General features: G+C 64.8%; 14 protein-coding genes and 1 tRNA gene. 5 read left to right on the top strand and 10 right to left on the bottom strand.

Going from position 1 to position 12,343, the window contains the following annotated elements; translation table 11 throughout:
• Positions 1–155: 155 nt before the first annotated feature.
• On the bottom strand, positions 156–1,364 hold the full coding sequence (locus M2332_RS04565; RefSeq protein ID WP_264573140.1) for an acetyl-CoA C-acetyltransferase: 1,209 nt from the start codon (positions 1,362–1,364) through the stop codon (positions 156–158).
• 359 nt (positions 1,365–1,723) lie between these two features.
• Here M2332_RS04565 and folE point away from each other — a divergent pair, with 359 nt between their 5' ends.
• The gene (gene folE, locus M2332_RS04560) at positions 1,724–2,329 is read left to right on the top strand and encodes a GTP cyclohydrolase I FolE (RefSeq protein WP_264573139.1); all 606 of its coding nucleotides are present in this window, start codon (positions 1,724–1,726) and stop codon (positions 2,327–2,329) included.
• The gene (locus M2332_RS04555; RefSeq protein ID WP_264573138.1) at positions 2,326–3,096 is read left to right on the top strand and encodes an SDR family oxidoreductase; all 771 of its coding nucleotides are present in this window, start codon (positions 2,326–2,328) and stop codon (positions 3,094–3,096) included. The genes folE and M2332_RS04555 overlap by 4 nt, the downstream gene beginning before the upstream one ends.
• A gap of 105 nt (positions 3,097–3,201) precedes the next feature.
• Here M2332_RS04555 and rplI read toward each other — a convergent pair whose 3' ends face one another.
• The 4 genes from rplI to M2332_RS04535 all read right to left on the bottom strand — a co-directional run bounded on the left by rplI (position 3,202) and on the right by M2332_RS04535 (position 5,948).
• Positions 3,202–3,810 carry a 50S ribosomal protein L9 gene (rplI, locus tag M2332_RS04550; protein WP_181560057.1) on the bottom strand — a complete coding sequence of 203 codons (609 nt, stop codon included), beginning with the start codon at positions 3,808–3,810 and terminating at the stop codon, positions 3,202–3,204.
• A gap of 13 nt (positions 3,811–3,823) precedes the next feature.
• Complete coding sequence (gene rpsR / locus M2332_RS04545) at positions 3,824–4,048, bottom strand: 30S ribosomal protein S18 (protein WP_181560056.1); 225 nt, start codon at positions 4,046–4,048, stop codon at positions 3,824–3,826.
• Positions 4,049–4,061: 13 nt separating this feature from the next.
• A complete protein-coding gene (gene rpsF, locus M2332_RS04540) occupies positions 4,062–4,490 on the bottom strand; it encodes a 30S ribosomal protein S6 (RefSeq protein ID WP_181560055.1) in 429 nt (142 codons plus the stop codon).
• A 183-nt stretch (positions 4,491–4,673) separates the two neighbouring features.
• Positions 4,674–5,948 carry a chloride channel protein gene (locus tag M2332_RS04535; RefSeq protein WP_181560054.1) on the bottom strand — a complete coding sequence of 425 codons (1,275 nt, stop codon included), beginning with the start codon at positions 5,946–5,948 and terminating at the stop codon, positions 4,674–4,676.
• A 150-nt stretch (positions 5,949–6,098) separates the two neighbouring features.
• Between M2332_RS04535 and fabD the strand changes: the two genes are divergently transcribed.
• Both fabD and fabG read left to right on the top strand, forming a co-directional pair.
• Positions 6,099–7,034 carry an ACP S-malonyltransferase gene (gene fabD, locus M2332_RS04530; protein ID WP_264573137.1) on the top strand — a complete coding sequence of 312 codons (936 nt, stop codon included), beginning with the start codon at positions 6,099–6,101 and terminating at the stop codon, positions 7,032–7,034.
• A 20-nt stretch (positions 7,035–7,054) separates the two neighbouring features.
• Positions 7,055–7,795 (top strand): 3-oxoacyl-[acyl-carrier-protein] reductase, encoded by a 741-nt coding sequence (gene fabG, locus M2332_RS04525; RefSeq protein WP_264573136.1) that lies wholly within the window; start codon positions 7,055–7,057, stop codon positions 7,793–7,795.
• A gap of 322 nt (positions 7,796–8,117) precedes the next feature.
• On the opposite strand, the gene M2332_RS04520 is transcribed toward fabG, so the two are convergent.
• Positions 8,118–8,193: transfer RNA gene (locus tag M2332_RS04520), tRNA-Lys, on the bottom strand.
• Positions 8,194–8,267: 74 nt separating this feature from the next.
• Entirely contained in the window at positions 8,268–8,807 is a 540-nt protein-coding gene (gene folK, locus M2332_RS04515) for a 2-amino-4-hydroxy-6-hydroxymethyldihydropteridine diphosphokinase (protein WP_264573135.1), read from the bottom strand.
• 23 nt (positions 8,808–8,830) lie between these two features.
• Here folK and M2332_RS04510 point away from each other — a divergent pair, with 23 nt between their 5' ends.
• A complete protein-coding gene (locus tag M2332_RS04510) occupies positions 8,831–9,502 on the top strand; it encodes a uracil-DNA glycosylase (RefSeq protein ID WP_264573134.1) in 672 nt (223 codons plus the stop codon).
• 249 nt (positions 9,503–9,751) lie between these two features.
• Here M2332_RS04510 and M2332_RS04505 read toward each other — a convergent pair whose 3' ends face one another.
• Genes M2332_RS04505 through M2332_RS04495 form a run of 3 tightly spaced genes read right to left on the bottom strand, consistent with a single transcriptional unit; the run spans position 9,752 to position 11,940 of the window.
• Positions 9,752–10,042: a putative quinol monooxygenase gene (locus tag M2332_RS04505; protein WP_264573133.1), complete on the bottom strand. Its 291-nt coding sequence runs from the start codon at positions 10,040–10,042 to the stop codon at positions 9,752–9,754.
• A 24-nt stretch (positions 10,043–10,066) separates the two neighbouring features.
• Positions 10,067–10,933, bottom strand: coding sequence for an N-carbamoylputrescine amidase (gene aguB, locus M2332_RS04500; RefSeq protein ID WP_264573132.1), 867 nt, complete (start codon positions 10,931–10,933; stop codon positions 10,067–10,069).
• Positions 10,934–10,956: 23 nt separating this feature from the next.
• The gene (locus M2332_RS04495; RefSeq protein WP_264573131.1) at positions 10,957–11,940 is read right to left on the bottom strand and encodes an agmatine deiminase family protein; all 984 of its coding nucleotides are present in this window, start codon (positions 11,938–11,940) and stop codon (positions 10,957–10,959) included.
• Between the last annotated feature and the right edge of the window lie 403 nt (positions 11,941–12,343).

Genomic DNA, 12,343 nt, shown 5'->3' with positions numbered 1-12,343 from the left:
TTCACTTTCCGTTCGCCCTGAGTAGGGGCTGAGCCTGTCGAAGACCCGTATCGAAGGGTCACTGAGCAGGCTGGGCGCTTCGATACGCTCCTTCGACAAGCTCAGGAGCTACTCAGCACGAACGGTGTTGAACTGCTGCCTTCAATTTGCGGGCCTCAAACCCGCTCGATAATGATGCCCGTGCCCATTCCCGCGCCGACGCACAGATTGACCAGCGCCGTGCCCTTGCCGGAGCGTTCCAGCTCATCGAGCGCAGTGCCCAGCACCATCGCCCCGGTCGCGCCGAGCGGATGGCCCATGGCGATGGCGCCGCCGTTCACGTTGATCTGGCTGTGATCGAGCCCCATCGCCTGCATGTAGCGCAGCAGGACGCTGGCGAAGGCTTCGTTCAGCTCCCAAAGGTCGATATCGCCGACCGACATTCCAGACTTTTTCAGGAGCTTGTCGGCAATGTTTTCCGGGCCCGTGAGCATGATCATCGGCTCGGAGCCGACCGAAGCCATGGCCTTCATCCGGGCGCGCGGCTTGAGCCCATATTTCTCGCCCATGGCCTTGCTGCCGACCAGCACGGCCGCAGCGCCATCGACAATGCCGGAGCTGTTGCCGGCATGGTGGACATGGTTGACGCGTTCCAGCTCCGGGTAGCGGAGCAGGGCGATGGTGTCGAAGCCCGGCATCTCCTCGCCCATGGCCAGGAAGCTTGGCTTGAGGCTGGCAAGGCTTTGCATCGTCGTTTCCGGGCGCATATGCTCGTCATGGTCGAGCAGCACCTGACCGATCACGTCCTTGACCGGGATGATCGACTTGCCGAAGCGCTGGTCGTCCCAGGCGGCCTTGGCGCGCTTCTGGCTCTCGACCGCATAGGCATCCACATCATCGCGAGAGAAGCCGAACTTGGTCGCGATCACGTCCGCGCCAATGCCCTGCGGCGCAAAATAGCTGGCATAGGCCACATTGGGATCGGAAGCCCAGGCGCCACCGTCCGCGCCCATCGGCACGCGGCTCATGCTCTCCACGCCACCGCCAATGGCCAGCTCCGCCTCGCCACTGATCACCTTCGCGAGGGCCATGTTCACCGCTTCCAGGCCCGAGGCGCAGAAGCGATTGATCTGCACGCCCGGCACGGTCTCGGCATAGCCGGCCGTCAGCACCGCCATGCGGGCAATGTCCGTCCCTTGCTCGCCGACCGGGGCGACGCAGCCGAGGATCACGTCGTCCACGTCCGCCGTGTCGATGGCGTTGCGATCGCGCACCGCCTGGAGAACCTGCACTGCCAGCTGTACCGGCGTCACCTCATGGAGCGACCCGTCCGGCTTGCCGCGTCCTCGCGGTGTGCGCACGGCATCATAGATGAAGACTTCCATGGTCGCTCTCCTGTAGGTCTGGCGGGGCCTTTGGTGCGGCCAATATGGGCCATGCCATCGCCTTCGCGCAAGAGCTCGCTGCCGGCTTCGCCACTTGCGTGGTCCATGCAAGCCCAAGAAATCCGCCAATCCTCGGCCTTACCCTAACGTCAACGGAAGGTGCGCGGGCGGGGCATAATTTCCTTATCTTTGGCGCCACGGATAGCCTGGCATACCAAGTCCACGCTGCCCTTTTGGGCGCAAGCGGCCCGACTCGGGCGTCTGCGGTTGAATAGAAAGTTCCAACGGCCTATCTGCGCCGCATCAGCATATCGACATGCACACCCGCGTGTCCTCTTGTCCTTTTCCCGGGGGTAGGCATGGCCAGCCAGAACGAACACAGTCCCAAGCCGGCAAAGCCGGACGTTCCCAAGGATGTCGAGGAGGCGATCCGCACCCTCATCCGTTGGGCCGGCGACGATCCAGAGCGGGAAGGCCTCATTGAAACGCCCAAGCGCGTGGCGCGCGCCTGGCGGGAATATTGCGAGGGCTATGCCGAAGACCCGGCCTATCACCTCTCGCGCATCTTCCACGAGGTTGGCGGCTATGACGAGATCGTGCTGCTGACCGACATCCCGTTCCAGTCTCATTGCGAGCATCACATGGCGCCGATCGTCGGCAAGGCGCACATCGCCTATCTGCCGCAGGATTATGTCGTCGGCATCTCCAAGCTCGCTCGCGTGCTGGAGGCGTTCGCCCGCCGCCTGCAGGTGCAGGAGCGGCTGACAGCGCAGGTCGCCGACTGCATCTGGGAGAATCTCAAGCCGCTCGGCGTGGCCGTGGTGATCGAGGCAACCCATGGCTGCATGACCGGGCGGGGCGTCCGCACCCATGGCACGATCATGCGCACCAGCCGGATGATGGGCGTGTTCAAGCGCGACGAAAAAAGCCGAGAGGAAGTGCTGCGCCTCATGGGCGTAAAATGACGGCGCAGGCCCCGCTCGCGCTCGTCACCGGGGGGCACCGCCGCCTCGGCGCGCGCATCGCCATGCATCTGGCGCGCGCCGGCTATGCGCTGGCGATCCACGGCCGGCATGATGCGGAGCCGCATCGCTTCCTGTCCGAATGCCTCGCCGAAACAGGCGTGCGCTGGCATGGCTTCGTCGCGGATTTCCTGACGCCGGGTGCCGCCGAGGGGCTGATGCCGGCGGTGATCGATCATTTCGGCCGTGCACCGGATCTGCTGGTGAACAGCGCCTCGCTGTTCGGCGAGAGCGAGCTGGCCAATGTCAGCGCCGGCCAGCTGGCCGACTATCATCAGGTCAATACGGTTGCGCCGGTGTTGCTGACCCAGGCCTTTGCCGCGGCGGCCCGGCCCGACGGTGCTGGCGCCTCGATCGTCAATATTCTCGACCAGCGCCTGGCCCAGCCGCATGGCGACCAGCTTGCCTATACGCTGGGCAAGGCGGGGCTGGAGGCTTTCACGCGGATCGCCGCGCGCACGCTGGCGCCTGCTATTCGGGTCAACGCCGTCTCGCCGGGGCTGACCCTCGCGACCTATGATTATACGCCCGAGCAACTGGAGCGGCTCGCCAGCCACGCGCCGCTCGGCGTGTTGCCGACGCCGGAGGCGGTGGGCGAGGCGGTGCTGTATCTGGCGCGGGCGGAGTCGGTGACCGGCCAGACAATCATCGTCGATGGCGGTGCCCATATGCGCAGTTACGCGCGCGATTTTCTTCATCTGGAGACCTGAACCGCCCGGCAGCGCCCGGTGACGGGCGATCCGATCTCCCACAAAGCAAAACCCCGCCGGACGATCTGTCCGGCGGGGTTTCTAAAGCTTGCGGAGGGAAGGGGCTCAGGCCTCTTCCGTATCCTCGTTGGCAGCCGGCTCGGCAGCCTCGGTCGCGATTTCGCCCGGCTCGGCATTGGGATCGTAATCCTCAGTGAAGCCGGCTTCGTCCTTCTCGAACATGGAGGCCATGACGTCCACGCCGTCCTTCTGCAGGTCGGCTTCCTCAGGCGAACGTGCGACGTTGGCCTGAACGGTGACGGAGACTTCCGGGTGCAGAGAGACGCGCACGTCGAACAGGCCGAGCGTCTTGATCGGGCGTTCCAGCACGACCATCGACTTGCTCACATTGGTGTGGCCGGCTTCGTGGAGTGCTTCCACGATGTCACGAACCGAGACCGATCCGTAGAGCTGGCCGCTGTTCGACGACTGACGGATCAGGACGACCTGAACGCCATCGACCTTCTCGGCCGCCTTGGCAGCGTCGTCACGACGGGCTGCGTTGTCGGCCTCGATCTTGGCGCGGTTGGCCTCGAACACCTTCTTGTTGGCGTTGTTGGAGCGAAGCGCCTTCTTGTTGGGCAGCAGATAGTTGCGCGCATAGCCGTCCTTGACGGTTACGACGTCGCCGATTGCACCCAGCTTCTCGATACGCTCGAGCAGAATGATTTCCATGGGTCCGCCCTCCTTACTTCACGATGTAGGGCAGCAGGCCCAGATGGCGGGCGCGCTTGATTGCCTGGGAAAGCTCGCGCTGCTTCTTGGCCGAGACGGCCGTGATGCGCGAGGGAACGATCTTGCCGCGCTCAGAGACGAAGCCCTGCAGCAGGCGCACATCTTTGTAATCGATGCGCGGTGCGTCCTTAGCGGAGAACGGGCAAGTCTTGCGACGGCGGAAAAATGGGCGTGCCATGTGTCAGGTCTCCTTATTCGCCGTCCGAGGCTTCTTCGCGGTCCCGGCGGGGCGCGCGATCGCCGCGATCCGGGCGGTCACCACGGTCGCCGCGCTCACCACGACGCTCGCGGTCACGCTCGTTCTTGCGCATCATCACCGAAGGGCCACCCTCCAGCTCTTCAACGCGGACGGTCATGAAGCGGATCACGTCTTCGTTGATCTGCGTCTGACGCTCCAGCTCGGCGACGACGCCAGCCGGCGCGTCGATGTTGAGCATCACGTAGTGAGCCTTGCGGTTCTTGGCGATCTTGTAGGCGAGGTTGCGGAGACCCCAGCTTTCCACCTTCGTCACCTTGCCTTCATTGGCCTCGATGATCTTGGTGGCATTTTCCGCGAGCGCATCGACCTGGGCCTGTGCCAGATCCTGACGCGCAAGGAAGACATGCTCATAATAGGGCATGGTTCATGCGTCCTGTCTTTTGGCCGATTGCTGACATACGCCCCATGCGCATGCCCCTCCGGCTGTCGTCTCAAACAAAGCTTCGCGGCGGGCGCAGCGAGAGCCTGCCCGGCGAAGGGGCGGCCTATGGCTGAAAAGTGCCCGCAAGGCAAGTGCGCAATGCCCGCTCTCGCCGATAAGCGATCAGGGCCGGAACTGGCGGGCCAGCGCGTGATAGAGCTTGGGCTTGCAGATCTGCCCGCTGACCCAGTTGGCGAAGATCGCCGTAGCGAACAGCGGCAGGATCATGGTGCGGTCTGCGGTCATTTCCATCATGATGATGGCGGCGGTGAGCGGCGCCCGCACCACACCCGCGAAATAGCCGATCATGCCGAGCAGCACGATGGCGCCGTGCGGCTGGTCCGGCATCAGCAGCCCCAGCAGCTGGCCAAGGCCGGCGCCGACGGAGAGCGATGGCGCGAAGATGCCGCCGGGGGCTCCGCTCAGCGCCGTAGCCAGCGTGGCGACGAGCTTGGCGGGGCCGAAGCTCCAGGAAACCTCTTCACCGGCGAGCAACGCACGCGTCGTCTCATAGCCGGTGCCCCAGCTGATTCCGGCGGTGAGAATGCCCGTGATGGCGACGACGAGGCCGCAGATGCCCGCGACGAGCAGCGGCTTGGCCCGCATCGCCCGGGTGAGCGGGCTGCGGGACCAGGCAAGAGCGATCAGCGCGCGGGAGAACAGGCCGCCCGCCACGCCGCCGACCAGCCCGGCGACCGGCGTGAGCAGCAGCATCGACGAGATCGGCATCGATTGATGCATGGCGCCAAAGTAGATGTAATCGCCCGAGAGCCACAGGCTCGTGATGCCCGCCATCATCACGGCGGCCATCACCACGATCGCAATCTTTTGCTCGAAGGCAGCGGCCAGTTCCTCGATGGCGAAGGCGACCCCGGCGAGCGGGGTATTGAACGCAGCGGCAACGCCTGCCGCACCGCCGGCAATGATAATCCCGGCCGAAACCGGCACGCGCAGCCAGCGCTGCACCGCGGCCATGATGGCAGCGCTGATCTGAACGGTCGGCCCTTCGCGACCGACAGAACCACCCGCAAGCAGCATCCCCAGCGTGCCGAATAGCTTGAACAGCGCGGTCCGCAGCGAGAGAAGACGGCGGGATTGCGGGTGATCCGGCATACGCGCCGCCGCCATGGTCTGCGGAATGCCCGATCCGCGCGCCTCCGGGCACCAATGCCGCGTGACATAGGTCACCGCGACGAACAGGCCGGGCGTGATGACCAGCGGCGCATAAGGAAAGGCATCGGCCACGCCGGTAAACACGCCTTGCGCGGCCTCGCCCAGCTTGGCGAACAGCACCGCGACCAGGCTGAGCAGCAAGGCGCCGCCGATCGCGCCGATGCGGCCCCGCATCACGCGGGCATCCACGCGGCTGATCGCGTTGGAGAACCGTGGCTTTAACATCCTGGCTTCCACTATGCCCCATGAGCAGGGCGCACAATGGCCAATGTCCATCCTGGCGCGCCGTCGTGCCGGTCAAGCCAACAGGACTTGCCCGGGGCGCCCCCCCGGACTAGGGCGCAGGCCTTCACAGACCAAGCAGGGATCAGGGCCGTGCGTGCATTCATCTTTCCGGGGCAGGGCAGTCAGGCCGTGGGCATGGGGTCGGCGCTGGCCGCAGCATCGCCCGTGGCGCGCGAGATTTTCCAGGAAGTCGACGAGGCGCTGGGCCAGCATCTCTTCCGCATCATGACCGAAGGGCCGGAAGCGGACCTGACCCTGACCGAAAATGCCCAGCCGGCGATCATGGCCAACGCGCTCGCCACTTTGCGCGTGCTCGAGAAGGAAGGCGGCGTGGTGCTGCGCGACAAGGCGGATGCGCTGGCCGGCCACAGCCTCGGCGAATATAGCGCCCTTTGCGCGGCCGGTGCCTTCGATCTCGCGACCACCGCCCGTCTGCTCAAGACGCGCGGTCGGGCGATGCAGGCCGCCGTGCCGGTAGGCGAGGGTGCCATGGCCGCGCTGCTCGGCGCCGACATCGAGAAGGCCGAGGCGCTCGCGGCTGCTGCGGCCGAGGGCGAAGTCTGCGCCGTCGCCAACGACAATGATCCGAGCCAGGTCGTCATTTCCGGCCATGTCGGCGCCATCGAGCGCGCGATCGGGCTGGTGAAGAATCATGGCATCAAGCGTGGCGTGCTGCTGCCGGTCTCCGCGCCCTTCCACTGCCCGCTGATGCAGCCCGCTGCCGATGCGATGGCGGCTGCCCTGGCGGACACGCAGTCGCCCGGCGCCTTCATTCCCGTCTATGCCAATGTCACGGCCGCGCCGGTGAGCGATGCTGCGACCATCCGTGACCTGCTGGTACAGCAGGTGACCGGCCGGGTGCGCTGGCGCGAAAGCATCGCGGCGATGTGGGAGGCCGGCATTACCGATTTCGTCGAGCTGGGCGGCAAGGTGCTCGGCCCGATGGTCAAGCGCATCGCGCCGGATGCGACCGTGACCAGCGTCATCTCGATGGACGACATCGAGGCGCTGCTCGGCCGCGTGTGAGAGACAGGAGGGACTGCATCATGTTCGATCTCAATGAAATGACCGCGCTGGTCACTGGCGCGAGCGGTGGCATCGGCTCTGCCGTGGCCCGGGCCCTGGCCGCGCAGGGCGCGCGACTGGCGCTCTCCGGCAGCAATGTCGCCAAGCTGGAGGCCTTTGCCGCCGAGCTGGGCGGCGATCACGTCTGCGTGCCGTGCGATCTGAGCGATGCGGCATCGGTGGACGCGCTGGTGCCCGCCGCGATCGAGGCGCTGGGCGGCAAGCTGGATATCCTCATCAACAATGCCGGCGTCACGCGCGACAACCTCATCCTGCGCATGAAGGACGAGGAGTGGGAGACTGTCCAGAAGATCAATCTGGAGGCAGCGTTCCGCCTGATCCGCGCGGCGGCCAAGCCGATGATGAAGGCACGTACGGGGCGGATCATCTCGATCACTAGCGTCGTCGGCGTGACCGGTAATCCGGGCCAGGCCAACTACGCCGCGTCCAAGGCTGGCCTGATCGGCATGAGCAAGAGCCTGGCGCAGGAACTGGCCAGCCGCGGCATCACCGTGAACTGCGTCGCGCCCGGCTTCATCCGCTCGGCCATGACCGACGCGCTCAACGACGCCCAGAAGGACGCCATCCTCTCGCGCATTCCAGCCGGTGCGCTCGGCACCGGAGAGGATATTGGCGCGGCGGTGGTCTATCTCGCCAGCCGCGAGGCGGGCTATGTCACCGGTCAGACCTTGCACGTGAATGGCGGCATGGCGATGATCTGAGCTTTGGCCGGTCTCTGGCGAGGTCGGCTGATCCCGGGCTCATCATCACGGCAGAGCGAGATTTTTTATCGGCAGGCGGAACCCGATGCCGCGCCGATCATTCCCTCACTGACTGGCTCCCGCCGGTCAGCGGACCCCCTTAACGGCGGCCTTTCAGAGGCCGCCGTTTTTTTGTGGCGAGGGTTGGTGGGGCTGGTTGTGTGAGTGCTCTCCGTTGGCGCTGACGCGCTGTTCAGTTCTGAACCCACGAACCGTGGTGGCGGATCTCGCAAGGGGATCGCCCAAGCCTAGGGTTATGACAAAACGGAATACCGGTAGAAAATGGTGAGCCCTGCTGGGTTCGAACCAGCGACCTACTGATTAAAAGTCAGTTGCTCTACCGACTGAGCTAAGGGCCCCCAAGCGGGTGTCGCGATCCCCTAAAGGTGCGGGCTCTGGCGGTCAACCGGCTTGGCGGCTTTTACAGCCGCGATCATCTGGCTGGCTTGGGCTTGCGCAGGCGGGAGGCCAGATGGCGGATGGTGAGGCCGGACACAGGATCTTGTGCATCCGGAGCGATCGCGCGCAGCGGATCGAGCACGAAGGCACGGTCTGCGATGGCCGGATGCGGTACGGTCAGACGTTTGCTGCGCACGGCGCCGCCAGACCAGAGCAGCAGGTCGAGGTCCAGCGTGCGCGCGCCCCAGCGGCGGTAGCGGCGGCGATGGAAGGTGCGCTCGATGGCCTGAAGCTGGTCGAGCATCGCCAGCGGTGGCAGCGTCGTGCTCACAATGGCTGCCGCATTGGCATAAGTGCGCGCGGACGGGCCCAGGGGGCGCGAGTCGATGATGGGGGAGGCTCGAACAAGGCTGAGGGGCGCGAGGTCGAGGGCATCAAAGGCGGCGCGCACGATGTCGCGCGGGCGCATCCCCGCCATCGGGCGATTGGCGCCGATGCCGACAGCGTAGATCTGCTCGCCGGTTTCCGGCGACCGATGGTCGTGCGCCAGAGGGTGGATGCTTGCCTTGTTCATCCGCCAGGGCCTATCCGCAGGGCATGTCCATGACCAGACCTGTTATAAGCCCCGTGCCCGGCGCCGAACCGGCGCGCGATTGTGCCTTGTGTCCGCGTCTGGTCGCCTTTCGGCAAGCCTGTCGCATCGAGCATCCGGACTGGTGGAACAGTCCAATCCCCGCCTTTGGCGATCCGGATGCGCGCATTGTTCTGGTGGGTCTGGCGCCCGGCAAACATGGCTCCAACCGCACGGGGAGGCCGTTCACCGGCGATTATGCGGGCGACCTCCTGTTCGCCACGCTGGACAAATTCGGCCTTTCGCGTGGCACATATGAGGCGCGCGTGGATGATGGCCTTGAGTTGGTGGATTGCGCGATCCTCGCGAGCGTGAAATGCCTGCCGCCACAGAACAAGCCGACCCCCGAGGAAATCCGCACGTGCCGTCCGTTTCTGGATGCGGAGGTCGCGTTGCTGCCCAAGGCGCGCATCTTCATCGCGCTCGGGCAGACCGCGCATCAATCCGCGGTGAAAGTGCTGGGTGGACGGCTGCCCAAGGCCCGCTTCGCGCATCTCGCCGAGCACCGGATGCCCGATGGGCGCATGTTGATCGATAGCTACCACTGCTCGCGCTACAATACGAACACGGGACGGCTGACAGCGGGGATGTTCGAGGCGGTGTTCGAGCGGGCGTTGGCGTTGCGGGATGGCCTTTAGGCAACGCGATGGCGGCACGTTTATCTCTTATCTCTCTCCCATTGCGTTGGTTGGATGAACGCTGGGGGGGGGGACCGTGTGCGCGGCCGGCCTTTCGCAACGTCGCGGCCGTTGTGTAGTGATCGCGCGCAAGCAAAGCCGATTGCCTGCAGCAGACCTTACTGACCGGCCTTATCTCGCCAAGCTGAAGGCCCGACTCAAGAGGCTGGTGAACGCGGGGACTGAAAGCGACCGCCGCGCTCGCCGGGCTTATCGCAGCAGATAATCGTAATAAGCGCCATCCGGCGGTCCACCGGCGGCGGCCTGCACGCCATCCAGGGCGCCTTCCGGTAGCGAGGCGAGCGACTTGGCATGATGCTCTTCGCTGGCCCATTTCTCGATGAAGATGAAGCGGTGCTCGTTGCCCAGGTCCCGCATCAGCTCGACGCCTTCACAGCCATCGGCAGCCTTCACCGTGCCTGAGAGGGCAATGAGGGCCGCTTCCATCTCGGCGCTTTTGCCGTCTGCGGCGGGAATGATGTAGAGGCGAGCCACGGTCATACACATCTCCTTATGCAGCGATGGTTACACATCCTGCGCCAGCCGTCCATAAAGCTCGGGCCTGCGATCGCGAAAAAAGCCCATGCCGGCGCGGTGCTTGCGGGCCCGGTCCAGATCGAGCGTGGCGATGAGCGCGCCGGTCTGCCAGTCTTCCGCCTCGGCCACCAGATCGCCCCATTCGTCCGCGATGAAGCTGTGGCCGTAGAAGCTTTGTTCGCCGGTGGCGCCGGCGATCTGCTCGCTGCCGATGCGATTGGCCGCGATGACCGGCATGCAGTTGGAGACGGCATGGCCCTGCATCGCCCGCCGCCACATGCGGCTTGTATTCAGATCGCCATCATAAGGCTCCGAGCCGATCGCCGTGGGGTAGAGCAGGAGTTCAGCGCCCATCAGCGCCATGGCGCGGGCTGTTTCCGGATACCATTGGTCCCAGCAGATGCCGACGCCGATCGTGCCATATTTCGTCTCCCACACCTTGAAGCCGGTGTTGCCGGGACGGAAATAATATTTCTCCTCATAGCCCGGCCCGTCCGGGATATGGCTCTTGCGGTAGACGCCCATGATCTCGCCCTGATCGTCGATCATGGCGAGGCTGTTATAATGATGGTGTCCATCCCGCTCGAAGAAGCTGGTGGGGATATAGACGCCCTGCGCCCTGGCCAGCTTCTGCATCGCTAGCACGGCAGGATGCTCAGTGAGCGGGCGGGCGCGGGCAAACAAAGCCTCATCCTCGACCGTGCAGAAATACAGGCCCTCGAACAGTTCGGGCGGCAGGATGATCTTGGCGCCACGCGCCGCGGCCTTGGCGACATGCTCCTCCACCAGCGCGATATTGGCGGCCTCATCGTCCGAAAAGGCGAGCTGAAGCGCGGCGACGGTGAGATGAGACATGATAGATCCTGCGGCGAAGGGGGTCAGACGGCGGCCGGCAGATGCATGCTCATGCAATGGAAACTGCCGCCGCCGCGCAATATGGCATCGGACGGAAGGCCGACAATAGCCCGGCCCGGAAAGAATGGGGCGAGCGCATCCAGCGCGGCCTGATCATTGGGTGCGCCATATTGCGGTACGATGACGGCGCCATTGGTGATGCAGAAGTTCATGTAGCTCGCTGGCACGATGTGCCCGTCAATCTCGTATCGGCCGACCGACGGGATCGTAGCGACCTCCAGCCCATAGGCGCGGGCGCGCGCTGTGGCATCGGCATAGATGGCGGTGTTGGGGTCATCCTCGGTGCTGGCCTGCGGCACGGCAAGAATGCCGGGCGCCACGAAGCGGGCGAGATTGTCGACATGCCCATCGGTGTGATCGTTCAGCAAGCCATCACCCAGCCAGAGCATGGACGACAGGCCAAGGGTGCCGGAGAGGATCGTCTCGATCTGCTTGCGATCCAGCGTGGGATTGCGATTGGGGTTGAGCAGACATTGCTCGGTCGTCACGAAAAGCCCGGTGCCATCCGTATCGAGCGCGCCGCCTTCCAGGATGATGGGAACGTGGCGGCAGGGCAGGCCGGTTGTGGCGGCAAGCCGCGCGCCGATGTCCTCATCGCCCGGCATCTGGAACTTCCCGCCCCAGCCGTTGAAATCGAAATCGACGAGGGCGCGCGAGCCATCGGCGCCGAGGATGCCGAGAGGGCCGGTGTCGCGCAGCCAGATGTCGCCGAAGGGTTCGTGGCGGACCTCTACGGCGGGGGGGGGCAGGGTGCGGGCGTAGAGGGCATCTGGCTCGGTGCGAGCGAGAAGTATGACGCGCTGGCCTTGGCTGGAGACCGCATTTGCAAATGCCGCTGCCTGGAACTGGGCATCCGAACGCGCTGAGGGCCATTCCGACGGGTCGCCGGGACAGCCAATCCAAAGCAGTTCCTGAGGGCCCCACTCTGCCGGTAGGATGTAAGACATTCGGCGTTCTCTCTCGTTTCGCGAGCGTCTTGGCCGACATAGCTTGCAATGACAAGGTGCGCTTCGTCGCGGTCGGTGCTTGTTTTTTTCGGAGGGGGCTGCGCCTATGATGTGTCGAGTCTGTGCTTTTTCGCCGGGCTGACGTGGTGCAAACTGATGGGTCTGGCGGAAGGCAATCCAGCAATAACCGAATAGCAATGCTTTCGACGGTCATTCTCTTTAGGAACATCGGAGGTGTCAGGCGGTCGCGCGGCGTTGCCGAACTCTGCTGCACCAGCACACGAAGAGGGTGTCCCGCAGGGTTTCCCGTCAAAGTGGAACTCAGTTTCTGTTCAAATTGGTTGCGCTCGACAATGGCATCACAAGCGATAATGGACTAACGGCGATTGGGTCGCCCCCAACC

It is taken from the genome of Sphingobium sp. B11D3A (assembly GCF_025961695.1).
Classification (GTDB): Bacteria; Pseudomonadota; Alphaproteobacteria; order Sphingomonadales; family Sphingomonadaceae; genus Sphingobium.
The sequence above is the reverse complement of the archived record's forward strand: the minus strand, read 5'-3'. Positions and strand labels throughout refer to the sequence as shown.

Coding starts and splice junctions, on each gene's coding strand:
- M2332_RS04510 (WP_264573134.1), top strand. CDS start 8,831: ATGTCCATGACCAGACCTGTTATAAGCCCCGTGCCCGGCGCCGAACCG.
- M2332_RS04535 (WP_181560054.1), bottom strand. CDS start 5,948: ATGTTAAAGCCACGGTTCTCCAACGCGATCAGCCGCGTGGATGCCCGC.
- rpsF (WP_181560055.1), bottom strand. CDS start 4,490: ATGCCCTATTATGAGCATGTCTTCCTTGCGCGTCAGGATCTGGCACAG.
- rpsR (WP_181560056.1), bottom strand. CDS start 4,048: ATGGCACGCCCATTTTTCCGCCGTCGCAAGACTTGCCCGTTCTCCGCT.
- M2332_RS04505 (WP_264573133.1), bottom strand. CDS start 10,042: ATGACCGTGGCTCGCCTCTACATCATTCCCGCCGCAGACGGCAAAAGC.
- aguB (WP_264573132.1), bottom strand. CDS start 10,933: ATGTCTCATCTCACCGTCGCCGCGCTTCAGCTCGCCTTTTCGGACGAT.
- M2332_RS04565 (WP_264573140.1), bottom strand. CDS start 1,364: ATGGAAGTCTTCATCTATGATGCCGTGCGCACACCGCGAGGACGCGGC.
- M2332_RS04495 (WP_264573131.1), bottom strand. CDS start 11,940: ATGTCTTACATCCTACCGGCAGAGTGGGGCCCTCAGGAACTGCTTTGG.
- rplI (WP_181560057.1), bottom strand. CDS start 3,810: ATGGAAATCATTCTGCTCGAGCGTATCGAGAAGCTGGGTGCAATCGGC.
- folE (WP_264573139.1), top strand. CDS start 1,724: ATGGCCAGCCAGAACGAACACAGTCCCAAGCCGGCAAAGCCGGACGTT.
- fabG (WP_264573136.1), top strand. CDS start 7,055: ATGTTCGATCTCAATGAAATGACCGCGCTGGTCACTGGCGCGAGCGGT.
- folK (WP_264573135.1), bottom strand. CDS start 8,807: ATGAACAAGGCAAGCATCCACCCTCTGGCGCACGACCATCGGTCGCCG.
- M2332_RS04555 (WP_264573138.1), top strand. CDS start 2,326: ATGACGGCGCAGGCCCCGCTCGCGCTCGTCACCGGGGGGCACCGCCGC.